This is a genomic window from Halobacillus sp. Marseille-Q1614, assembly GCF_902809865.1.
Lineage (GTDB): Bacteria > Bacillota > Bacilli > Bacillales > Halobacillaceae > Halobacillus_A.
Genome location: NZ_CADDWH010000001.1, coordinates 719,803 through 743,339 on the forward strand (window position 1 = coordinate 719,803; position 23,537 = coordinate 743,339).

Annotated in this window: 23 protein-coding genes; 19 read left to right on the plus strand and 4 right to left on the minus strand. The window is 42.7% G+C overall.

Annotated features, from left to right (window positions below; translation table 11 throughout):
* Positions 1 to 235: 235 nt before the first annotated feature.
* Entirely contained in the window at positions 236 to 1,060 is an 825-nt protein-coding gene (locus HUS26_RS03525; protein WP_254434130.1) for an EcsC family protein, read from the plus strand.
* A complete protein-coding gene (locus tag HUS26_RS03530) occupies positions 1,057 to 1,569 on the plus strand; it encodes a molybdenum cofactor biosynthesis protein B (RefSeq protein WP_173915840.1) in 513 nt (170 codons plus the stop codon). Before HUS26_RS03525 ends, HUS26_RS03530 begins: the two co-directional genes overlap by 4 nt.
* 110 nt (positions 1,570 to 1,679) lie before the next feature.
* Here HUS26_RS03530 and HUS26_RS03535 read toward each other — a convergent pair whose 3' ends face one another.
* Entirely contained in the window at positions 1,680 to 2,132 is a 453-nt protein-coding gene (locus HUS26_RS03535; RefSeq protein ID WP_173915841.1) for a universal stress protein, read from the minus strand.
* Between the two features lie 200 nt (positions 2,133 to 2,332).
* On the opposite strand from HUS26_RS03535, the gene HUS26_RS03540 reads away from it, so the two are divergent.
* The 9 genes from HUS26_RS03540 to HUS26_RS03580 all read left to right on the plus strand — a co-directional run bounded on the left by HUS26_RS03540 (position 2,333) and on the right by HUS26_RS03580 (position 10,752).
* Positions 2,333 to 3,091, plus strand: coding sequence for an SDR family oxidoreductase (locus tag HUS26_RS03540; protein WP_173915842.1), 759 nt, complete (start codon positions 2,333 to 2,335; stop codon positions 3,089 to 3,091).
* 169 nt (positions 3,092 to 3,260) lie between these two features.
* Positions 3,261 to 4,379: an alanine dehydrogenase gene (ald, locus tag HUS26_RS03545; RefSeq protein ID WP_173915843.1), complete on the plus strand. Its 1,119-nt coding sequence runs from the start codon at positions 3,261 to 3,263 to the stop codon at positions 4,377 to 4,379.
* 126 nt (positions 4,380 to 4,505) lie between these two features.
* Positions 4,506 to 5,015, plus strand: a complete 510-nt coding sequence (locus tag HUS26_RS03550; protein WP_173915844.1) for a DUF4178 domain-containing protein — start codon at positions 4,506 to 4,508, stop codon at positions 5,013 to 5,015.
* Positions 5,016 to 5,033: 18 nt separating this feature from the next.
* Positions 5,034 to 5,705, plus strand: a complete 672-nt coding sequence (locus tag HUS26_RS03555; RefSeq protein ID WP_173915845.1) for a PspA/IM30 family protein — start codon at positions 5,034 to 5,036, stop codon at positions 5,703 to 5,705.
* 63 nt (positions 5,706 to 5,768) lie between these two features.
* On the plus strand, positions 5,769 to 6,437 hold the full coding sequence (locus tag HUS26_RS03560; RefSeq protein WP_173915846.1) for a DUF4247 domain-containing protein: 669 nt from the start codon (positions 5,769 to 5,771) through the stop codon (positions 6,435 to 6,437).
* 13 nt (positions 6,438 to 6,450) lie between these two features.
* Positions 6,451 to 6,846 (plus strand): DUF350 domain-containing protein, encoded by a 396-nt coding sequence (locus HUS26_RS03565; RefSeq protein ID WP_173915847.1) that lies wholly within the window; start codon positions 6,451 to 6,453, stop codon positions 6,844 to 6,846.
* 194 nt (positions 6,847 to 7,040) lie between these two features.
* Complete coding sequence (locus tag HUS26_RS03570) at positions 7,041 to 8,591, plus strand: polyamine aminopropyltransferase (protein ID WP_173915848.1); 1,551 nt, start codon at positions 7,041 to 7,043, stop codon at positions 8,589 to 8,591.
* A 23-nt stretch (positions 8,592 to 8,614) separates the two neighbouring features.
* A complete protein-coding gene (locus tag HUS26_RS03575; protein WP_173915849.1) occupies positions 8,615 to 9,295 on the plus strand; it encodes a metal-dependent hydrolase in 681 nt (226 codons plus the stop codon).
* A 149-nt stretch (positions 9,296 to 9,444) separates the two neighbouring features.
* On the plus strand, positions 9,445 to 10,752 hold the full coding sequence (locus HUS26_RS03580) for a DRTGG domain-containing protein (RefSeq protein ID WP_173915850.1): 1,308 nt from the start codon (positions 9,445 to 9,447) through the stop codon (positions 10,750 to 10,752).
* A gap of 143 nt (positions 10,753 to 10,895) precedes the next feature.
* On the opposite strand, the gene HUS26_RS03585 is transcribed toward HUS26_RS03580, so the two are convergent.
* On the minus strand, positions 10,896 to 11,201 hold the full coding sequence (locus HUS26_RS03585; RefSeq protein WP_371809535.1) for a YtpI family protein: 306 nt from the start codon (positions 11,199 to 11,201) through the stop codon (positions 10,896 to 10,898).
* A gap of 124 nt (positions 11,202 to 11,325) precedes the next feature.
* Between HUS26_RS03585 and HUS26_RS03590 the strand changes: the two genes are divergently transcribed.
* Positions 11,326 to 12,261 carry a bifunctional oligoribonuclease/PAP phosphatase NrnA gene (locus tag HUS26_RS03590; protein ID WP_173918733.1) on the plus strand — a complete coding sequence of 312 codons (936 nt, stop codon included), beginning with the start codon at positions 11,326 to 11,328 and terminating at the stop codon, positions 12,259 to 12,261.
* Positions 12,262 to 12,297: 36 nt separating this feature from the next.
* Here the strand turns inward: HUS26_RS03590 and ytrI are convergent, their stop codons facing one another.
* Positions 12,298 to 12,801, minus strand: a complete 504-nt coding sequence (gene ytrI, locus HUS26_RS03595) for a sporulation membrane protein YtrI (protein WP_173915852.1) — start codon at positions 12,799 to 12,801, stop codon at positions 12,298 to 12,300.
* Positions 12,801 to 13,133 (minus strand): YtrH family sporulation protein, encoded by a 333-nt coding sequence (locus tag HUS26_RS03600; protein ID WP_173915853.1) that lies wholly within the window; start codon positions 13,131 to 13,133, stop codon positions 12,801 to 12,803. The genes ytrI and HUS26_RS03600 overlap by 1 nt, the downstream gene beginning before the upstream one ends.
* A gap of 129 nt (positions 13,134 to 13,262) precedes the next feature.
* Between HUS26_RS03600 and dnaE the strand changes: the two genes are divergently transcribed.
* From dnaE to pyk, 7 genes are all read left to right on the plus strand, one after another.
* Entirely contained in the window at positions 13,263 to 16,631 is a 3,369-nt protein-coding gene (gene dnaE / locus HUS26_RS03605; RefSeq protein ID WP_173915854.1) for a DNA polymerase III subunit alpha, read from the plus strand.
* 114 nt (positions 16,632 to 16,745) lie between these two features.
* Positions 16,746 to 17,984, plus strand: a complete 1,239-nt coding sequence (locus HUS26_RS03610; protein WP_173915855.1) for an NADP-dependent malic enzyme — start codon at positions 16,746 to 16,748, stop codon at positions 17,982 to 17,984.
* Between the two features lie 74 nt (positions 17,985 to 18,058).
* Positions 18,059 to 18,673: a FadR/GntR family transcriptional regulator gene (locus HUS26_RS03615; RefSeq protein WP_173915856.1), complete on the plus strand. Its 615-nt coding sequence runs from the start codon at positions 18,059 to 18,061 to the stop codon at positions 18,671 to 18,673.
* Between the two features lie 90 nt (positions 18,674 to 18,763).
* The gene (accD, locus tag HUS26_RS03620) at positions 18,764 to 19,624 is read left to right on the plus strand and encodes an acetyl-CoA carboxylase, carboxyltransferase subunit beta (RefSeq protein WP_173915857.1); all 861 of its coding nucleotides are present in this window, start codon (positions 18,764 to 18,766) and stop codon (positions 19,622 to 19,624) included.
* Positions 19,621 to 20,583 (plus strand): acetyl-CoA carboxylase carboxyl transferase subunit alpha, encoded by a 963-nt coding sequence (gene accA, locus HUS26_RS03625; protein ID WP_173915858.1) that lies wholly within the window; start codon positions 19,621 to 19,623, stop codon positions 20,581 to 20,583. Before accD ends, accA begins: the two co-directional genes overlap by 4 nt.
* Before the next feature lie 166 nt (positions 20,584 to 20,749).
* The gene (gene pfkA / locus HUS26_RS03630) at positions 20,750 to 21,709 is read left to right on the plus strand and encodes a 6-phosphofructokinase (RefSeq protein ID WP_173915859.1); all 960 of its coding nucleotides are present in this window, start codon (positions 20,750 to 20,752) and stop codon (positions 21,707 to 21,709) included.
* 35 nt (positions 21,710 to 21,744) lie between these two features.
* Positions 21,745 to 23,505 carry a pyruvate kinase gene (gene pyk, locus HUS26_RS03635; RefSeq protein ID WP_173918734.1) on the plus strand — a complete coding sequence of 587 codons (1,761 nt, stop codon included), beginning with the start codon at positions 21,745 to 21,747 and terminating at the stop codon, positions 23,503 to 23,505.
* Positions 23,506 to 23,537: the final 32 nt, after the last annotated feature.

Here is a 23,537-nt window from a genome sequence, read left to right on the forward strand (position 1 = left end):
TGTGGATATATATTTAAAAGTGCGGCATCCAGCTCCAGCGCCCAGACACTTGCGTCATAAGCCATCCGGCCTGCTAAAAGGGAAGGACACCTTCCTCCGGCCGTTTTGCTTATGCGTTTCGTGTCTACCAGGGCGCTTTAAGCCTTTGTTCTTGGTAAAATTTAAAAGAAGTTATTTCTCAAATCCTGGTGATAAGGATACAATAGTAGTAGCTGATTCATTAGGAGTGATAATTTTGTCAAAACAAAGAGTGGCTGAGAATATAGAGTTGTGGCAGAAGCGGCAGGCTAATTATGAAGCGAATGATTTCGAAATGGTGTATTCCAACTGGATCAATCAGTCTTTAGCGCAAATGAGTCCGTCTTTATCCAGCAAATTTTTCTCTAAGCTCGATGACTGGTTATTCCATACCCATGCTTTTCTGCAGGGTTCCAGCTTCCAGGAAGATGCCAGAGCAAGGATCCTTTCTGTAGGACGTGTATTTTCTGGGGATATTAAAGAAATCTGGGAGATGAAGCAGTTAACAATTGACCAGCTTACTTACATTGCAGATCAACAGACTGCGAAAAGCCGGCTTTATGCCTTTGCTCAAGGAGGCGTGACAGGGACAGGGGGATGGCTGCTGTTAAGCATTGATTTTCCACTTATGGTCGCTATGAACTTAAGGACCGTTCAGCTGATCGGTCTTACTTTTGGGCATGAAATGAACCATCCATACGAGATGATGCTTTCTTTAAAAGTTTTCCATGCAGCAACACTGCCTAAAAGGCTTCAAGCCAAGGCGTGGGAAGAACTGGTGGAAGAGATAAAAAACGAGGGAAATCCATATGTATATATGGGAGATGACCGGTTAACAGATCAGACCTGGTTAGAACAGCCGCTTAAACAGGTTTTTAAATCAGTGTTTATTATGATGTTTAGGAAAAAACTTTTCCAGGGTATTCCTTTAATCAGTGTTGCAATTGGTGCTCAGGCTAATTACAGCTTAACGAAACAAGTCGCTGAGTTCGCAACGAAATTTTATCAGTATCGATATTTGTGGGAGGAGGAAGGAAATTGAGTGTAAGTGAGCATAAAAAACAGGCACCTTCTACGGTCAGGTGTATGGTGATCACAATAAGTGACACGAGAACAGAAGAAACCGATAAGAGCGGAAGGTATATTAAAGAAAGTCTATTGGAAGAAGACCATCAAATTAGTAATTACATGATTGTTAAAGATGAAGCAGAACAAATCAAGCAAGCAGTTATGACTGGAATTGAAAAAGCCGATATAGATGCCATTTTACTAAATGGAGGAACGGGAATGGCGAAGCGGGATGTTACGATTGAAACAGTTACTCCTCTCTTTGAAAAAGATATGCCGGGATTTGGAGAGATCTTCCGCATGCTCAGCTATACCGAGGATATTGGATCTGCCGCACTTCTCTCAAGAGCGGCAGCGGGAGTGGCAGGAGATACAATGATTTTTTCCATGCCGGGTTCATCTGGAGCCGTCCGCCTTGCTTTACATAAACTTATCTTACCAGAGTTAGGCCACATCATAAGAGAGATTCAAAAAGATCTGTAAAAAAAACTTGTAAAGAAACTCTAAGTTTCTTTACAAGTTTTTTTAGCCTAGCACTAGAATCGAATACGTCGTGACTCCTGAGCAATAAACGAACTATACGAGAACAAAGATTAGGATTTTGAAAGAGGCTCTCTAACGACCAGAACGTCACACTTGGCATATCTGGTAATGTGTTCGGAAACGCTTCCAATAAAGAACCGTTCCATTAAGTTTAAGCCGGTCGCCCCGCATATGATTAAGTCCGCATGATGCTTGGGAGCTACATCTTTTGCGATTTTCACTTTTGGAGAACCGTATTCGATGTCCACTTTCACATTTTTTACACCCGCTTTTTCTGCCTTTTGCTGATACTCCTCAAGAAGCTCTTTTGCATATTTCTCTGCGCGTATCGCTAATGAACGATCGTATGCCTCTACTGTGGAGAAAGCCCTTGTATCTACAACGTGGGATAAAACAAGCTGGGCATCGTTACGATTAGCGATATCAATTGCTTTTTTAAAGGCTACCTCTGCAGTTTCGGAACCATCAACAGCTACGACAATATGCTTGTATTCATGTGGCATAATGGACACTCCCTTCCTTTTGTTACCTTTATTATATCATGATATCTTCCTGTTGATGACAGGGGAAAAAGGTCTTTTTGTGAACAAGTAAAGCGTTTGCCGAGCATTTGATATGATAGTTATCGCCGACTTGTTGTAAAGTATAGATATCGGAGAAAACTATTAAAAATACAGCCATTTGATTTAAGGAGGATGCCGTTTTGCGACACGCCATTATCACTGCAGGTACTAAAGGGTTAGGACGTAAAGTGACGGAAAGCTTCCTGAACGCGGGTTATTCAGTAACGGTTACATACTTAACCGATTTTTCCAGAGCGGAAAAATTGGTCAAAGAGTTTGCAGATAAAAAAGACAGGATTCAATTAGTCAAGGTAGATGTGAGAGAAAAGAAGGACCTCAGCCGCCTGGTAGAGAAAGCCATCGAACGATTTGGCCGCGTAGACTTTCTGATCAATAATGCCGGCCCGTACATTTTTGAAAGAAAAAAATTAATGGATTACTCTTCAGATGAATGGAATTCCATGATTCGTGGAAACCTAGATGCAGCTTTCCATCTTTTAAAGCTAACCATTCCATATATGCGCAAACAGAAGTTTGGGCGAATTATTAATTATGGGTTTCAAGGCGCCGACAGTGCTTCAGGGTGGATCTACCGTTCTGCGTTTGCCGCGGCAAAGGTGGGGTTGGTGTCATTGACAAAAAGTATTGCTTTTGAAGAGGCTGAGCATGGTATAACTTCAAATATGATCTGTCCGGGAAACATAACAGGACAGATGAAAGAGGCTTCGATTGAGGAAGGGAGAAATTTAAAGGATCCCGATACACCTATCGGCCGGCCGGGAACGGGAGAAGATATTGCCAGGACAATTGCATTTCTGTGCGAAGAGGATTCAGACATGATTACTGGGACAATCTATGAAGTAACAGGAGGATTAGACGTTATACACCGCCACCGTTAATTTTTGAAAATTTGCATTTTTTGCAGACGGTAGGGTTATTCTGCGAATTCTGATACAATGTAAGGGCTTACATGAAATGCATCTATTAAAGCCTATATTGTTAGGATTATATTGGCAAGCGAATAAGAGGACATTTGTCCGTTAAATGGATGCCGGGAGGTTATTTGCAATGAAAATTGGCGTACCAACAGAAATCAAAAATAATGAAAACCGCGTGGCGATGACGCCTGCTGGAGTTATGAGCTTAACAGAAGCCGGACATCAGGTCTTTATTCAAAGGGGCGCGGGTTTAGGGTCTGGGTTTACCGACGAACAATATGCGCAAGCTGGAGCTCTATTAGTGGATACTGCCGGAGAAGCATGGTCTCAGGAAATGGTTATGAAGGTTAAAGAGCCGCTGCCTGAGGAATACGGTTATTTTTATGAAGGACTTATATTATTTACTTATTTGCATTTAGCTGCTGAACCCGGCTTAACTAAAGCGCTGATTGAACGGAAAGTAGTCGGCATTGCTTATGAGACCGTTCAGTTAAATAACGGCTCCCTGCCTTTGCTTACTCCAATGAGTGAAGTGGCCGGACGAATGGCTTCTCAGATCGGAGCTCAATTTTTAGAAAAGTCCCACGGCGGAAGAGGCGTCCTGCTTGGAGGAATTCCGGGGGTAAGACGCGGGAAAGTAACCGTCCTTGGTGGAGGGGTAGTAGGAACGAACGCTGCTAAAATCGCTGCCGGTCTCGGTGCTGATGTAACGATCATTGATTTAAATCCTGAGCGTCTACGCCAGCTTGACGACATTTTCGGCAGAGAAATCAATACGATGATGTCTAATCCTTTAAATATTCAGGAAGCATTGGAAGAGTCTGATTTAGTTATCGGTGCCGTTCTCATTCCAGGAGCGAAAGCGCCAAAAATTGTGACAGAGCAAATGGTTCAGAATATGCCGGAAGGATCAGTTATCGTGGATGTAGCCATTGACCAGGGCGGTATTTTCGAAACAACAGACCGAATTACAACCCATGATAACCCGACATATACAAAATACGGGGTTCTGCATTATTCTGTAGCCAATATGCCGGGAGCTGTACCGAGAACATCGACAATCGGCCTTACGAACGTTACCGTACCTTATGCACTTCAGCTTGCTAATAAAGGGTATCTAAAAGCGTGCTTAGACAACCCTGCCCTTTATAAAGGCATCAATACGTTAAATGGCTATGTGACGTATGAAGCGGTCGCAGAAGCTCATGGATTATCGTATTCGGATGCTATCGAATTACTAAACGAATAAATGATTGAGCGGCAGAACCCAAAAGTTCTGCTGTTTTTTGTTAGAATGAAAAAAAGTGAAACAAAAGAGGACCTTAGTCCGTACATATAGGTACAGCAGGGCTAAAGTAGAAGGAGAGGTGCAGTTTTGGGATTCTTTTCAAGATTATTTTCTAAAAGTAAAAGCAATACCACGGAAGTAAAAGAAAGGACTCCGCTGAATATTCAAGTGGGGGATATCGTCACATACGATCTGATGGATTATGAAGTAGTGGGAAAGATTACCTATCGCGATGGTGCGTATGAATGGTATTCTTATCAGCTGCTTGAAGGAAAAAATGTAAAATGGCTTTCTGCAGAAATGGATGATGTATTGGAGCTTGGGATGTACGAAACGATTAAGCTGCCTGTGGATTCATTCCCTAAACAATTAGATTATGAGGGTGTGACTTATCATAAGAATGAGGAAGGTGAGGCTTATGTAACAGGTGAAGGCCGCAGTCAAAATGTTAACGGACGAACAGCCCGATATGCCGAATACATTTCAGAGGATGAAGAGAAGTACCTCTCTTTAGAGTCGTGGGGAAGTGAAATAGAGGCCAGTCTCGGGTATGATGTAGAAGAATACGAAATTCAAATTCTTGCAGGTTCTAAATAAAGAAGGAGGACAAACTATATGTTTAAATTTTTTAATCGAGTTAAAACGGTTGTCGGTGCTGAATTAAATGCTATGTTAGATAAAGCAGAAGATCCGGTGAAAATGCTGGAGCAGTTTATGCGTGATATGGAGAATGATATCCGCGATGCAGAGAGTGCTGTGGCTAAACAGATCGCCAATGAAAAAATGATGAAAAGAAAATACGATGATGCACAAGCGTTAGCAGATAAGCGCATGCAGCAAGCTGAAAAAGCAATTGAAGCAGGCAATGACGATCTTGCAAGACGCGCCTTAGAAGATAAAAAGAACCAGCAGGATCAAGCGGATCAATTTAAGGCTTCTTATGAAAGAGCCCAGCAGGATTCGAACAGTCTTCGCCAGAAATTAGATGAAATGAAGAAAGAATATCAAGAAATGAAATTGAAGAAAGACTCCTTAAAAGCAAGAGCAGAGTCAGCGCAAACACGTACTAAGATGAATCGTACAATGTCTAACATTGGAAGTGATGAATCGCGTCAAGGGTTTGATCGAATGGAAGAAAAAGTCATGCAGTATGAAGCAGAAGCCGAGACGAGTGAAGATCTCTCTAAATCCAATCGTTCTCTTGATGATGAATTCGCTGAATTAGATAAAAACGACAGCATTGATGATGAACTGGCTGCCCTAAAAAGAAAAATGAACAAAGAGTAATGGATACGTTGTGCCTGGCATTGTCAGGCACAACTCATTTTTGGGGAGAGGAGGGCTTAAGGAATGAAGGATTATATAGGGCTGTTTATCGTCATTACAATAGCCATTGTAGTCGGGTACCAGTCTTTTGCGGACAGCGGCACCCCAAGAGGGATGTCTGGTTCTAACACAATAGATACATATGGTGAACTGCCTGATGAACCATCTAAGAGTGAAGTTCTTCAACAGATTAGAGATTCTGAGGCTGAATCGATCCGGGATCTTATCGATGACGGGTTTCCGCTTTTGGATACAGTTGAATCAGACCGGGGAATTGCCGAGATTTACATGACACAGGAGTTAACCTTAAAAGAAACAGCGGATGAGATAGCCGGTAAGCTGGAGCCGGAGGAAATAAGCGAGCGGCAGGACAAAAAACAAGTTCTGATCTATCCTGATGACTTTGTAATTCTACAGGAGAGTGATGAAGAGCCAGGCCTTATACTGATTGAACTAGCGAGCGACCAGTTTGTCCGCAATAATTATTCCCCGAGTTTTTTCCAGGGGCTGCTGGCTTATTCACTGCTGAACCGTATGCTTGGGTCTAACGACTGGGCGCAGCGAAGGGCGTCAAACTGTGAAGCCGGCGGATGTTACGGCGGATATTCGATGTACGGAGGTTATAATTCAAATTCCACAGGGACGTTAAGGGGCTCTTCCAATCGTGGTGGAGGACCTGGTACAGGAAAATAAAGGAGGCATTTACATGGAACCGTTTTTAGCGACATTGGGTTACTTTGCCATTGGCGTAATCGTTGTTTTAATAGGATTAGTAATATTTGAATTTATAACAAAGCAATACAACGACTGGGAAGAAGTGAAATCCGGCAATCAGGCGGTTGCTATGTCGATTGCAGGCAAGATTATCGGCATCTGCATCGTCCTTGCTTTTGCGATTTATCATAGTTTTACCATATGGGATACTCTAATTTGGGGCATCTTCGGTATCGTATTACAAATGGCGGCCTATCTGTTATTTGAATTCTTTACGAAGAAATTCTCTGTAGAAACAGAGCTTAAAAATAATAACACTGCCGTGGGCATCATATCTATAGGGGTTTCAATAGGGTTGGCTTTTGTCATAGGTGCTTCCATTACATAATCAACCTGCCCCGGAATTTACTCAAAAAAGTTGAAAAATATTGCTGATGAGCCGGAAATCGTCATAGAAGTCACTAAAAAGAGAGTAGATTCCTCTCTTTTAGTCTTTTAGGAGGCCTGGGCATTTCCCAGACAACCGAAATATCAACACTAATAGCTAACAGCTACAACAGGAATTATAACGGAGTGAAGGAAATGGAAGCATCTGCCGAAAAGAAAAGCCGGCTTATTTACTGGGCTTCAGGCATTGTTTCAATATGCGGAATTATTTTTGAAGTATTATTTGGTGCCCTCGGGTCTTATATTTTAGGTGACGGAGTAAAACAGTACACGATTACCATCAGTTTATTCCTTACAGGAATGGGTGTTGGCGCGAGCCTTAGTGAAAAGGTAATGAGCCAGCTGATTATTACATTCGTCTGGATTGAGTTTTTGGTAGCATTAATAGGGGGATTTTCAAGCTTTACAATGTTTGGGATGACCGCTTTTGCCCCAAGCGGAACGGATGCACTGTTTTTATACATGATTACTTTTACGATCGGAGCCCTTACTGGTGTTGAGCTTCCCATTCTCATCAGGAAAGCAAACGAAATCGGAGTTGAGCTCAGCCGCAGTACAGCAAGAGTATTATTTTCTGATTATGCTGGAGGGCTGATCGGCGGTTTATTATTTGCCTTTTACTTAAGGCCGCAGATGGGCATGGTGAAAACTGCTTTCTTTGTGGCTTGTATTAACTTACTAGTAGCTGTTTTAATTTTATATTTGTTTCGATCAGAAATTAAAAACCTTGTCTTTCACTCGACAGCAGCTGCGGTTATTGGTGCCGCACTCATTGGCGGCCTCTTTTTCGGAGAGGAAATGGCTTTTTCATTTGAGCAGAAATTATATCAGGATCCGATTATTCACAGTGAACAGAGTTCTTACCAGAAAATTATATTAACAAAGGAACAGGGAGATACCCGTCTCTATCTGGATGGTTCTCTGCAGTTTAGTTCCTCGGATGAGCACAGATATCATGAAACATTGGTTTACCCGCCATTGGGGGCTGCCGATAATATAGATAACGTGCTGATTTTAGGAGGCGGTGATGGGCTTGCTGCCAAAGAAGTCCTCACTTATGAGGAAGTGAAGAATGTCACATTAGTTGATTTAGACCCCGCTGTAACGGAACTGGCTGCATCGAACTATCATCTCAGGCAGTTAAATGAGGATGTGTTTCAAGAGCCGCGCTTAGAAGTTAAAAACACGGATGCTTTCGAATACTTAGAAGAATATGATGGTTTTTATGATGTCATTATTGTGGACTTGCCGGATCCTAACAATGAGAGTTTAAATAAGCTATACACCCGGGAATTTTATTCTCTCCTCAGAAATCATCTCGTACCTGGAGGGGCAGCTATGATTCAGGGGACAAGTCCTGTTTTTGCGACAGAGGTATATTGGACAATCGATGAAACCATTCAGTCGGCCGGATTAGAAACTGAGAATTTCCATGTGGATATCCCGAGTTTTGGAAACTGGGGGTTTATTATGGCGAGCCGTGAGCCAATCGATGTCAGCGACATTGAGCTGCCGGAACATGCGGGTTTTTTAACAAATGATATGCTGGAGGCCATGACGGTGTTTGGGAAAGATGAAGATAGGGAAATCGTAAATCGTGAGGGCGAGCCTGTATCATTAACCCCTAATACATTAATAGACCCAAATTTAATTCAAAAATATGAACAGGCTTGGCAGAATTATTAATTCTTATGTTAAGGAGTGGTAGTGTGAATGTATCATTTCATGGACATTCTGTTGTAAGAGTTGAGGTTAATGGAAAAACGGTTTTAATCGACCCTTTTATTTCAGAGAATGGAAATACAGATTTAAACGCTGATGAGGTCCATGCCGACGTCATTCTCTTAACACATGGCCATAATGACCATGTAGGAGATACGGTGGATATCGCGAAACGCTGCGATGCTCAAGTGATTGCTCCTTTTGAGTTAGCGGAGTACTTAGGAACTAAAGGATTAAAGACTCATCCAATATACATCGGAGGAAGTCATACATTTGATTTTGGAACCGTCAAGCTGACACAGGCTTTTCATGGATCTTCTTATACAGAAGAAGATGGAACGGTGATTTATACCGGAATGCCTACAGGGATTTTACTAAAAGCTGAAGGTAAGACGATCTATCATGCCGGGGATACCGGATTGTTCAGCGATTTAAAAATGATTGGAGAGCTGAACGATATTGATTTAGCTTTCTTGCCAATCGGTGACAACTTTACAATGGGTCCTGAAGATGCTCTGCTTGCTGCCGAATGGATTAAGGCGAAACAGGTGGTGCCGATTCACTACAACACCTTTGAATTGATAGAGCAAGATGGCCGTGCCTTTGCAGAAAAGGTAAAACCGGGCCAAGGTAAAGTGCTGGAGCCTGGAGAGTCTATAGAACTGTAAATGATTTGCTTTAAAGCCCACAATTTTTTGTGGGCTTTTTTCGTCTGGGCCAGTGCAACGGAGCAGCCATTGCAGGAAAACTGTATCACTTGTATAATAACAATAACGGCAGGTTATATTAGTACAGTTAGAAAGAATGGTGATCTTTATTGGCTACGAAACATGAACAGATCCTTGAATATATTGATTCATTATCAGTAGGAAGTAAGATTTCTGTTAGAGGAATCGCAAAAGCTCTTAATGTAAGTGAGGGAACCGCTTACCGTGCGATAAAAGAAGCGGAAAACCAAAACTTAGTAAGTACAATTGAGCGTGTAGGAACAATAAGGATCGAAAAAAAGAAAAAAGAAAATATCGAAAAGCTTACTTTTGCGGAAATCACGAAAGTCGTTGACGGCCAAGTGCTTGGCGGCCGCGAAGGTTTACACAAAACACTAAATAAATTTGTAGTGGGAGCAATGAAGCTGGAAGCGATGATGCGCTATACAGAAGCGGGCTCTCTACTTATAGTTGGTAACCGTACGAACGCCCATGAGCTGGCTGTTAAGGAAGGTGCGGCAGTTCTTGTAACGGGCGGATTTGATACGACAGAAACAGTTAAGAAGCTGGCAGATGAGAAAAAGCTGCCTGTTATCTCCACTAGTTATGATACCTTCACCGTCGCCACAATGATAAACCGGGCGATCTATGACCAGCTGATTAAAAAAGAAATTGTAGTCGTTGATGACATCTATACACCATTTGAGAAGTCGATTTTTCTAAAAGTAAATGACCAGATCTCAAGGTGGCATGAGCTCAATGAACAGACTTTTCACAGCAGGTTTCCGGTCGTCGATAACAAAAATAGAGTAGTCGGAATGGTGACATCTAAAGACGTCATCAATAAAGACGCCTCTCTTTCCATTGAAAAGGTTATGACCAAAAACCCTATGACTGTACAAGTTACTACATCCTTAACGAATGCAGCTCACATGATGGTATGGGAAGGAATTGAGCTGATGCCCGTTGTGGATCAGTCCCATAAACTTCAAGGTATCGTTTCCAGGCAGGATGTACTTAAAGCACTTCAAAATTTACAGAGGCAGCCTCAGATTGGTGAAACGATTGAAGATTTAGTGGCCAGCCAGCTGCAAATCAGCGAAGAAGAAGATTTCAGCCTTCATACGACAGTTACCCCTCAAATGACTAACCAGTTAGGAACCTTATCTTACGGTGTTTTTACAACCTTGATTACGGAGGCATCCAGCCGTCTGTTAAGTAGACATAAAAAAGGGAACTTAGTAGTAGAAAACATATCCCTCCTCTTTATCAAGCCCGTGCAATTAGAAAGCATTATTGAAATCAAGCCGCAGCTTCTTGAAATCGGCCGGAAGTTTGCAAAGCTGGAGGTAGGGGTTTATCACAATAAATCGATCGTAGGGAAGGGGCTGCTCATGGCCCAGCTGATTGACCGCTAAAAAAAAGTCGCTGGAAGCAGCGACTTTTTTCAGTACATATTAAATTTTTTTCAGTTACTGATCAAGACAGCAACATCGAACGCCCCCGCCTCATGAGGAGCCGCTTAAAAGCGGGCAGGTTCCCCGTTACTAACTATCAGGGTCTAATTCTTTGAAACGCGGTGCTTTTGATATTCGTTCTGATAGTGCCTGGTGGCTTTAATGCCATAGCGAAATTGAAAGACCCCAATGATAAGAAACAGGATTCCAATAAATAAAGATAGACGTGTTTCATAGAAAAGGTATTGATTAATCCCGAAGAAAAATATAAAAATGCCCATAAATATTTTAGAGCGGCTGTTTAAGTATTCTTGCTGAAGTGAATCCTTAGTTTTCCATACCATTACTTTATAATAAAGATAAAGAACGAAAGAAATGAGAATAATAATAGGAAAGATAACCAACAACATCGACTCCTGATTTTAAATTTATTCCGATGTTAATTGTAGCTTGTTTTCTTCTATATGGCTACCAGTAAATGATAAGATATGGGATAATGAGCAAAGGAAATATAGAAAGAGGGATTATATGGAAATGAAAACGCAAATAGCTGAAGCCTTTTATAATTTTAGTACCATTATTATTCACCGGCATGTAAGGCCCGATCCCGATGCCTACGGTTCGCAGGCCGGACTGGCTGAATTGCTCAAAAACAGCTTTCCTGATAAAAATGTATATATAACCGGCGATGAAGAGCCATCTTTGAGTTTCCTTGCCAGGATGGATAAGGTAACGGATGCAGATTACAAGGAAGCGCTGGTAATCGTATGTGATACAGCGAATCAGGCAAGAATTGATGATCAGAGATACAATTCGGGAAAAATGCTGGTTAAAATTGACCATCATCCGAACGTGGATGAATATGGGGATATCAACTGGGTGGACACAACGGCAAGTTCTACAAGTGAAATGATCTTTCAGCTTTGGAAGAGTACGGAAGATTTAAAAATGAATGATGAAGCCGCTCGATTGATTTATGCCGGTATTGTTGGGGATACAGGTAGATTTTTATTTCCTAGTACGACAACAGAAACCTTTGGAGCTGCCTCAGAACTGGTGAATTATAATTTCGACCGCTCTGAAATGTATAACAATATGTACAGCACTCCGATAAATGTGGCTAAATTAAAAGGGTATGTACTGCAGAACTTTACCGTTCACCCTGAAGGCTACAGCACAGTAAGGCTAACGAATGAGATCCTTGAAAAATTTCAGGTTACCGCTTCAGAAACGAGTGCTCTTGTCGGCTTATTAGGAGACATGGACGGAATCCTTGCTTGGGCTTACTTTATTGAAGAAGAAGACCAGATCCGTGTCCGTTTACGGTCTAAGGGTCCGGTAATCAATGGAATTGCGGCAGAGCATAATGGAGGCGGCCATCCGATGGCAGCTGGAGCATCCGCAGAGTCCTGGGAAGAAACAGAGGTTATTGAACAAAAACTGAGAGATGTCTGTATGGAATTTAAGTAATAACAAGAAAGAGAGTTTCCGAATAGGACAACTCTCTTAACTTTCTATAGATATTTTTAATTTTAAATCGACCCGATTGGAAATGATGAGCTGAACGACCTCGAGTTTGTAGGTGAAGTCTTCGATCACAAAAGGTTTCCCTTCAATAGCTGAAAGAATTAGTTCGCTGTGATCAGCAATCTCTTCAATACTTTCCCCTGTAATTGATTCAAGCTGTTTGCGAACCATAAATGATAATTCGTGCTGTGTCAGCTTGTCTATTTGCAGCGCCTTTGTATTCGTGAAGGAAGGAGATATTTCCTGGATCGTCAGTGCTTCGTTCCTCTGCTCATCTTCTTCTTTCTCCGCGTTCAGTAAATGGTCGTATTTTGTTTCCAGTTCGTTTAACTCGGTGGAGAGCTGAATGTTTTCCTCCTCGAGATGTTCATGAAGCTGATCATTAATAAACACGAATAAAATATACCCTGTGATCATGCCCAAAGCACAGCCGGCAAAAAAACGCCGCCACTCCTTGGTTCTTAACTGAGGGGGAAGGTACATCAAATAACCTCCTCACCTACCAGAAGCTCAAATATAAACAAGGCTGCCTGGACACCGCCCATGGCTGCGACAATAATCATCACTTGCTTAAAGAGATCGAACGTAGAGCCTTCAAATATCCCTTTCTCAAAGTTGCTGATCGCGTCAAAAGTTCCTCCGATTGCGGCGACAATAGCCCAAATCCTAAGTCCTTTTGCTATCCGGTGCATAGAGGTGAACGGAGCTTCTCCTGTCAGGAAACTGCCGATACTACCAATTAACGTCCCCCCCATTATGACCCCAAATGCAATAAAGAAACATTGAATCATAGAAATCACAAGTCTCTCTTCCATAATTAATACCTCTTTCGTGTGAGACTTCCCCTATTAGTAAAAACTATTCTTTAAAGTAAATATATATGCAAGACACTTTCTTAAGAGATTGGAAATCCATATAATTAATATAGAAAAGAGGTGTTCGTTTTGTCTTTAACTCACTTGCAGGTACATAGTGGATACAGTCTTATGAAAAGCACCATCCAGATTCCGTCTTTAGTTCAACAAGCAGAAAAGCTGGGTTTTTCTGCTTTAGCGTTAACGGACCATGAAGTGATGAGCGGGGCGGTGCTTTTTTATAAGGCTTGCCGGAATGCAGGAATTAAGCCGTTGATAGGGATGACGGCAGATTTAAACTTCAAGAGCGAATCATTCCCTGTTGTTCTACTGGCCAAAAACAACCAGGGCTATCAGTCTCTATTGTGTTTAAGTACGATGATTCAGACTCGAGAAGAAGCCCTGAGCCTGGAAGACGTGAAGGGGAAGGCAGCAGGGCTGATCGTCGTTGTCACTATAGGAGATACCTCGTGGGGGGCTTCTATAATAAATCATAACTTTGATCGCGTGGAAGAAGAATTTGGGGAATGGAGCAGTCATTTCGAACACTTATATATGGGTGTGAAAGATTACGGCCTGCATACTGAACGGCCAATGCATAAATCTCTGAAACTGTGGTGTGAAGAAAGAGAGATTCCCGCCGTTTATTTAAACGATGTTCGTTACTTGGAAAAAGGAGATGCAGAAGCGTATCACTGTCTGAGGTCGATGGATGAAGGCCGTGTTTTTCAAAATAATCATAACTTGGACAATCACCAGTACTTAAAATCGCAGAAAGAAATGAAGGAATACTTTCAGGAAGTCTGGCCGGAAGTATTACAGACGAATGAAGAACTGACCGATTTATGTGATATATCTATACCGCTAGATACGCAGCTGCTCCCTGCTTATCCTCTGCCCGATGGAGTTCATGCTGATAAATATTTGAAAAATCTCTGCGAAACTCAGCTTTGCATCAAATATGGAGCTTCAAGGCCAGAAGCAAAGGAACGGCTGGCTCATGAATTACAGGTTATATCAAATATGGGATTCAGTGACTACTTTTTAATCGTCTGGGACTTTGTGGAACACGCAAGAAAGCAGGGGATTGAAGCAGGGCCTGGAAGAGGGTCTGCCGCAGGATCGATTGTCAGCTATCTTTTAGGAATTACACAAGTAGACCCATTAGCCTACGGGTTATTATTTGAAAGGTTTTTAAACCCGGAACGGATTTCAATGCCTGATATCGATATTGATTTTCCCGATGACCGCCGGGATGAAGTGATCGAATATGTAGCCGGCAAGTACGGAAAAAATCATGTGGCGCAAATATGTACGTTTGGCACCTTTGCAACTCGCAGTGTGCTGAGAGAAGTATTTAAAGCACTTGACGTAGAAACAGATGACGTCAACTTTATTCTGAACCATATTCCGTCTTCGGGCTCACGGTCATTAAAAAAGGCGGTCCAGGAATCAGAGATGCTTAAAGACTATATCAGGTCATCGGAAAAGCTGAAAAAAGCCTTCCATATAGCCCATAAGCTCGAAGGTCTGCCAAGGCACGTCTCTACACATGCCGCGGGTGTCGTCATAAGTGAAAAGCCCCTTACCAACTATACCCCGCTAATGGAGGGACAGGAAAACATACATCTCACTCAATTGGCAATGGGGGATATTGAGGCTGTCGGGCTGCTTAAAATGGATTTCTTAGGGCTTAGAAATTTAACGCTGCTTAGAAAGTTAAAAGAAAAGATCAATAATTATAAAGACAGCGGGTTTAATTTTGAGGCCCTGAGTCTCGATGATGCTCCAACACTCCAACTTCTGCGGCAGGGCCAGACTAACGGAATCTTTCAGCTTGAATCCCAAGGGATGAAAAACGTTTTAAAAAGACTAAAACCTACTCACTTTGAGGATATTGTCGCTGTTAATGCTCTCTATCGCCCGGGCCCTATGGAATATATTCCGGTCTATATTAATAGAAAGCATGGAAGAGAGCAAGTACAATATCCTCACCCGGACCTTGAACCCATCCTAAGCAAAACGTATGGTGTGCTTATCTATCAGGAACAAATTATGCAGGTTGCCCAGAAAATCGGAGGGTACTCTTTAGGAGAGGCCGACTTATTGCGAAGGGCTGTCAGTAAAAAGCAGCAGAACGTATTTGAGAAACAGCGGAACCGCTTTATTGAGGGGGCCGAGAGCAAGGGGTACGACAGGGAAGTCGCTGTGGAAGTATTTGACTGGATTGTCCGCTTTTCCAACTATGGGTTTAACCGGAGCCATGCAGTCGCATACAGTGTGATCTCTTACTATTTAGCCTTTGCCAAAGCCCATTACCCCGCTCTTTTTATCGCTGAATTAATTAATTCAACACTCGGAGATCATGAGAAGCTGGCTGCCTATATACGGGAAGCGCGGGAGTTCAGCGTTAAAGTAAAAAGCCCATCTATCAACCAAAGTTATGCGTATGCGATTGATGAACAGGGAGCCATTCGGATTGGCCTTCTCTCGATAAAAGGAGTAGGATTTCAAGCAGTAAAGGAAATCGTTGAAGAAAGGAAAAAAGGGCGATATAAGCATTTAAATGATTTTTGCCTTCGTCTTCCTTCCCAGCACATTACTCGCAGTGTCATTGAAGCACTGGTCATGGCAGGAGCTTTTGATGAACTGCAGCAGAACCGGGCAAGCCTTCTGGCAAGTGTGGATCAGGCTCTTGAACAGGGGGAGCTCTTTAAGGAGTTTCAGGACCAGCCTGGGTTATTCGATAACGATTTAAGCATGGATGAACCGGCCGAACGGATGGAGCCGTTTCCCGTTTTGAAGAAACTTGCGATGGAGAAAGATGTGCTTGGGACTTACCTTTCCGAGCACCCGCTCGAAAACCATCGGAGACTGTTAATGGATAAAGGGTACGTGGATCTGAGAAGGAGCAAAGAAGCGAGCAAAGGAAAAGCTGTCAAAACGGCAGCCGTCGTAGAAAAAATAAAAGAAATCCGAACGAAACGCGGAGATCCAATGGCTTTTTTAACGATAAGCGATGAAACGGAAGAAATGGAAGCTGTCTTATTTCCGGATGCTCACCGCGAAGCCAGGAAATGGCTGGGGGAGAAAATGCTGGTCCTCATCGAGGGTAAGGTGGAATCGAGAAATGGAAAGGTCCAGTGGATCATTAACAGCATAACGCCTTATGAGGAATTGAATAAAGAACCTAGAGTAAGAAAAAGATTATTTATTAAAGTCTCCCTTAAAGAAGAACAGAACTCAATTGATAGGCTTAGAAAAATTTCTTCCTATTTCCCGGGTAATATACCTGTAATAATTTTTATATCTGAAGACCGAAAAACCTATCAGCTGGAGTCTTCTTATTCACTGTCTGCTTCAGAAAAGTGTCTGAATAAATTACATGAATTCTTTGGTGAGTCCTCCGTTGTCCTGCAGGCTTATCACGAAAAGGATGCCGACTTCAAAAAATCTTAGTCCAGTTTTTTGATCTTCTTTACACATAGCATTCATCTGTTATAATTAAGGAGTTAAATGGTGGTCTGACCACTAAAATCGGCCTATTCTAAAGTTTTAAAGGAGCGTGTATTTGTGTCAAACTTGCGTGATGAAGCACTTCATATCCACCGTGCCAATAAAGGAAAATTAGAAACTGTATCCAAAGTCCCGGTAAGAAATGCGAGGGATTTAAGCTTAGCTTATTCTCCAGGAGTAGCAGAGCCTTGTAAAGAAATTTATGATCATAAAGAAACGGTTTACGATTATACCATGAAAGGGAATATGGTAGCCGTTGTGAGTAATGGATCTGCTGTTTTAGGGCTTGGGAATATTGGAGCAGAAGCTTCACTTCCAGTAATGGAAGGTAAAGCGGCCTTATTTAAGAGCTTTGCCGGAGTGGATGCGTTTCCAATTTGTTTAAATACAAGCAGCATCGACGAAATTGTCCAGACAGTAAAATTGATGGAACCTACTTTTGGCGGTGTTAACCTAGAAGATATTGCAGCACCAAACTGCTTCATCATCGAAGATCGACTTAAGAAAGAAACAAATATTCCTATATTTCATGATGATCAGCACGGCACAGCCATTGTTACAGTTGCTGGTCTAGTGAACGCTCTTAAAATTGCCGGAAAGTCCTTTTCTGAAATCAAAGTAGTTGCTAATGGTGCAGGGGCTGCTGGTATTGCGATTATTAAGCTGCTATATCATTTTGGCGTCCGCGACATTATTATGTGTGATTCCAAAGGTGCGATTTATGAAGGGCGCCCGACAGGAATGAACGATGTTAAAGATGAAGTCGCCAAGATTACGAATAAGTACAAGCAGTCTGGAAACCTGGAAGAAGTTATGGAAGGCGCCGATGTATTTATTGGTGTATCCGTAGGTGGAGCTCTTTCTAAAGAAATGGTTTCAAAAATGAACGATGATGCCATAATATTTGCAATGGCTAACCCTGAACCTGAGATCATGCCGGAAGATGCAAAAGAAGCAGGTGCCCGTGTTATTGGTACAGGACGTTCGGATTTTCCAAATCAGGTAAATAATGTCCTGGCTTTTCCTGGAATTTTCCGGGGAGCTCTTGATGTTCGGGCCACTCGAATCAATGAAAAAATGAAAATTGCTGCTGTAGAAGCAATAGCAGAGCTGGTCAGCGAAGAGGACCTAAATGAGGATTATGTGATCCCAGCACCTTTTGACGCAAGAGTTGCACCTGCTGTAGCGGCAAGTGTTGCCAAGGCTGCCATGGAATCAGGAGTTGCCAGACACCATGTGGACCCTGAAGAGGTTGCAGAAAAAACAAGACAGCTCACATTAATCGACGAAGATTAGAGGAGTGGACCTGGAGAAAAGCCGTTTAGGCTTTTCTCTTTCATGTTTGGATTGCTAGAAGGAGGCTCCATTACTTGACCTATCCTTTTAAAGAAAAAGTATATCAAGGAGTTCTAGAGCAGATTAAAGCATATATAGACAGTGAAAAGCTTCAGCCTGGGGATAAGCTGCCGTCTGAACGAATGTTAAGTGAGCAGCTGCAGGTTGGCCGATCGTCTATTAGAGAAGCATTGCGTGCTCTTGAACTCTTAGGGTTAATAGAAACAAGGCGCGGGGAAGGCACCTTCATGAGAGCCTACCGCCCGTACCATATGGTTGAACTATTATCGAAATTTATTTTAAATGATACAAGGACGAGGGAAGAGCTTGTAACAGCTAAGGAAATGCTGGAAAAAGAAGTGCTGTTTCTCACATCAGGTCAACTTTCCAAGAATCAATTAGAGGAAATGAGACAATTTATAGATGTAGATACACCAAGCCAATATCACGAACAATTATTTACTTATTTATTCGACCGCTGCAATCATCCTTTATTATTATCGATGTGGCAATTGGTGTGTGGTTTCGCGTCTACCGTCCATGAGCTCGCTTATCCTGATGATTTGTACAGAAAATTATATAAAGCCGTACAGCATGAAAGCAAAGATACCATTATCGCTATTTATGAAGATCGGGCATCTCTCAACTAATATTACAGCTTCGACACCCTTCGGCATAAAATATAGCTTACTTTATATATGATGACCTAGTAGAGAGCCTTGTTTAAAGGAGGAATCACCTTGCTTAGAGACTTTTTCAGCAAGAAAAAACGCTATGCTTCGATCCCTAGCAAAGAAGCAAAGCAGGATGTACCAGAAGGGCTGATGCAAAAATGCCCGAGCTGCCAAAAAATATTTTACAGAAAAGAATTATATCGTAATATGAATGTCTGCCCTCATTGCGGTCATCACCATAAACTTACTGCATATGAGCGGATCGATTATCTCTTTGATGAGAATTCTTTTGAAGAGTGGGACGAAAATATGATATCAGCGAACCCGCTTGACTTTCCTGACTACGAAGAAAAATTGGAGAAAGACCGTCAAAAGTCTGCTCTGAATGAAGCTGTTGTTACCGGGAAGGCTTCCATCAATGGATTGAAAACGGCTGTAGCTGTTATGGATGCCCGATTTAGAATGGGAAGCATGGGGTCTGTAGTTGGCGAGAAAATTACGAACGCGGTGGAAAAAGCCAGAAAAGAAAACATCCCTTTTATTATTTTTACAGCTTCAGGCGGGGCAAGAATGCAGGAAGGTGTACTCAGCTTAATGCAAATGGGTAAAACGTCCATCGCATTAAAACGTCTGAGCGAAAGCGGAGGACTGTTTATTTCTGTAATGACACACCCGACGACCGGAGGAGTTTCAGCCAGCTTTGCTTCTGTGGGTGATTATAATTTTGCTGAACCTGGAGCGCTCATCGGCTTTGCCGGGAGGCGCATTATTGAGCAGACAATTCGGGAGAAGTTACCAGATGACTTCCAGACAGCGGAATTTCTGCTTCATCATGGACAGATCGACCGTGTTGTCCACCGCCATGATATGAAAGAGACATTGTCCACTGTATTAGATATCCATCAGGAAAGGAGGGAAGTAGAATGAAGCATGTACTCGATTTTGAAAAGCCGGTAATCGAGCTGCGGGAAAAAATTTCTGAGCTCAAGCGTTTAACCGCTGAAAGTGAAATGGATTTAAGTGAAGAAATCTCAACACTTGAAAAAAGGCTGGAAAAGCTCGAAACAGATGTTTATGACCGCATGAAACCATGGGACCGCGTCCAGATGGCCCGCCACCCGGAAAGACCGACAACTTTAGAATACATCGAGCATTTGTTTACAGATTTTCTGGAACTTCATGGGGATCGTCTTTACGGTGATGATGAGGCGATTGTCTCAGGTATTGCCAAATTTAATGGAAAGCCTGTGACTGTAATCGGCCACCAGAGAGGTAAAGATACGAAAGAAAATATTAAGCGTAATTTTGGAATGCCGCATCCTGAAGGCTATCGGAAAGCCCTTCGTCTTATGAAGCAGGCGGATAAGTTTAACCGCCCAATAATTACATTTATAGATACAAAGGGGGCATATCCCGGCAAAGCTGCGGAAGAGCGCGGCCAGAGTGAAGCAATTGCCAGAAATTTGGTAGAGATGGCTGGTTTTTCTGTGCCGATCATATGTGTTGTCATTGGAGAAGGAGGAAGTGGCGGTGCCCTTGGACTGGGTATTGGCGACCGGATATTTATGCTGGAAAATTCTACTTACTCCGTTATTTCCCCAGAGGGAGCTGCAGCTCTGCTTTGGAAGGATTCTAACTTAGCACAGCGGGCTGCGGAAACGATGAAGATCACGGCAAAAGATTTGAAAGAACTGCGCGTCATTGATGAAGTGATTGCTGAGATCCGTGGTGGAGCACACCGCAATATTGAAGAACAGGCACAAAGAATGAAAAAGCATATCGAGATTGCTTTGGACGAGCTTTTACAGAAGCCGAAAAACCAATTACTGGATGAGCGCTTTGAAAAATATAAAATGATTGGCGATTATCAACAACTTGATATATAATAGGACACGGATTTTAGAAAACGTCCTAGATTGGAAAAGTCGCACTTGCTTATATGTGCGGCTTTTGTCATCTTATCCCACTGTTTGCGCTTTCATTGCTCGGGAAGTTTGATTCAGCCGGCAATTGGGCACACAGTAAAAAAGTATAACTTTTGAGGTGAAGGCAATGAAAAAGATTGGAGTTTTAACTAGTGGAGGAGATGCTCCAGGTATGAACGCAGCCATTCGTGCTGTGGTTCGTAAAGCCATTTATCATAATTTAGAGGTTTACGGCATTAAGCACGGCTACCAGGGGCTGATGGAAGGTTCCATTGAGAAATTAGAACTGGGTTCTGTCGGTGACATCATTCAGCGCGGCGGAACGATGCTTTATTCTGCTCGTTCAGAAGAATTTAAGACGGAGGAAGGACAGCTTAGAGGAATTGAACAGCTGAAGAAGCATGGAATTGAAGGCCTGATTGTAATTGGAGGCGACGGAACCTTCAGGGGTGCCAAGAAATTAACAGAACAGGGGTATCCTTGTATTGGTGTGCCTGGTACGATTGATAATGATATTCCCGGAACTGATTTCACGATTGGGTTTGATACGGCTTTAAATACGGTCATCGATGCGATTGATAAAATCCGCGATACTGCAACCTCTCATGAAAGAACATATGTAATTGAAGTTATGGGACGAGATGCCGGCGACCTTGCACTTTGGTCAGGTTTAGCGGATGGAGCAGAAAGCATTATCATCCCGGAAATGGACGATGAATTTGATGAAGTAATCGAACGCTTAAAGCGTGGCCATGACCGCGGGAAGAAGCACAGCATTATTATCGTTGCTGAAGGAGTAACAAGCGGTCATGAATTCAGCCGAAGAGTTGAAGAAGCGACGGATCTTGAAACACGAGTTACCGTGTTAGGGCATACCCAGCGCGGTGGATCACCGACGGCAAGTGACCGTGTACTGGCAAGTCGTCTAGGTGCTTATGCTGTGGATTTAATCATGGATGGAAAAGCCGGAATTATGGTTGGGATAGAGAACAATAAAATGGTTAACCATGATATCTTAGAAGTATTAAGTCGCGAGCACAAAGTTGATTTGGAAATGTATCAGCTTTCTAAAGAATTATCAATATAATTGACAGGATTGGCTTTTGAGGAGGATAAAGAATGATTAGAAAAACAAAAATCGTAAGTACGATAGGCCCGGCATCTGAGTCGACTGAAATGCTGACAAAGCTTATTAATGCAGGTATGAACGTGGCCCGGCTTAATTTCTCGCATGGAGATTTTGAAGAGCACGGAGCACGTATTAAAAATATCCGTGAAGCAGCTTCTGCCACAGGCAAAACAGTGGCCATTCTGCTGGATACGAAAGGTCCTGAAATCAGAACAGGCCAGTTAAAAGATGGAGAAGCTTATTTGGAAAAAGGAAAAACTGTTTACGTTACGATGGATGAAATTGAAGGAGATGCGGAGCGCTTCTCTGTCACTTATCCCGGATTAATCAACGACGTACATCCTGGTTCCAAAATTCTTCTGGATGACGGACTTGTTGAGCTTGAGGTTGAAGAAATCGTGAAGGACCGCAATGAACTTAAAACAACTATTTTAAACAATGGCGTCCTTAAAAATAAAAAAGGTGTCAATGTGCCAAACGTTAGTGTGAACCTTCCGGGGATCACGGAAAAGGATGCGCGGGATATTGAGTTTGGAATCGAGCAGGATGTTGACTTCATTGCTGCTTCATTTGTACGACGTGCTTCTGATGTACTTGAAATCAAAGAGCTTCTGGAAAAACACAATGCAGGACACATTCAAATCATTCCTAAGATTGAAAACCAGGAAGGTGTCGACAATATCGATGAAATCCTGGAAATCAGTGATGGACTTATGGTGGCCCGCGGTGATTTAGGTGTTGAAATTCCTCCAGAGGATGTGCCGTTAGTTCAAAAAGCATTGATCAAGAAGTGTAACCGTGCCGGCAAGCCAGTTATTACCGCTACACAAATGCTGGATTCCATGCAGCGCAATCCGAGACCTACTCGTGCGGAAGCTTCTGACGTAGCGAATGCTATCTTTGATGGTACAGATGCTATTATGCTTTCTGGGGAAACTGCTGCCGGGGATTATCCGGAAGAAGCTGTGCAGACGATGAGCAATATCGCAACGAAAACAGAGACAGGCTTAAATTATCAGGCGATTTTAAGCGAACGTTCCAAGCATAGTGATATGACGATTACGGATGCAATCAGCCAGTCTGTAACTCATACCGCTATTAACCTGCAGGTGAATGCTGTAATTACACCAACAGAAAGCGGCCATACAGCCCGTATGATTTCCAAATATCGTCCGCAGGCACCAATTGTCGCGATTACGGCGAATGAACGTGTAAATCGCCTATTATCTCTCGTATGGGGAGTTTACGCGGTGATGGGACCAAAATCCCATTCCACAGACGACATGCTTGATGTAGCTGTAGACAAAGGTCTTGCCTCAGGTGTAGTGACTCGCGGCGACCGTGTAATTATCACGGGCGGAGTGCCTGTCGGTGAAAGTGGAAACACAAACCTTATGAAGGTACACGTTATTGGAGACGTACTTTTAAAAGGACAAGGAGTAGGACGCAAGACAGCTTACGGCCGCGCTGTAGTGGCTAAAGATGCTGAGGATGCTCTTCACCGTATAGAAGACGGCAGTATCCTTGTCACTTATGGTACAGACCGTGATATGATGCCGGCTATTGAGAAAGCAGGAGGCATTATTACTCAGGAGGGCGGATTAACTTCGCACGCGGCTGTAGTAGGGCTCAGCCTCGGGATTCCTGTTATCGTTGGCGTAGAAGATGCACTTAAATCCATTAAAGATGGTATGGATATTACGATGGACAGTACACGTGGAGATATTTACGAAGGACATGCGAGCGTTCTGTAGAAAAAATATAGACAGAGAGTGTGAAGGCTCTC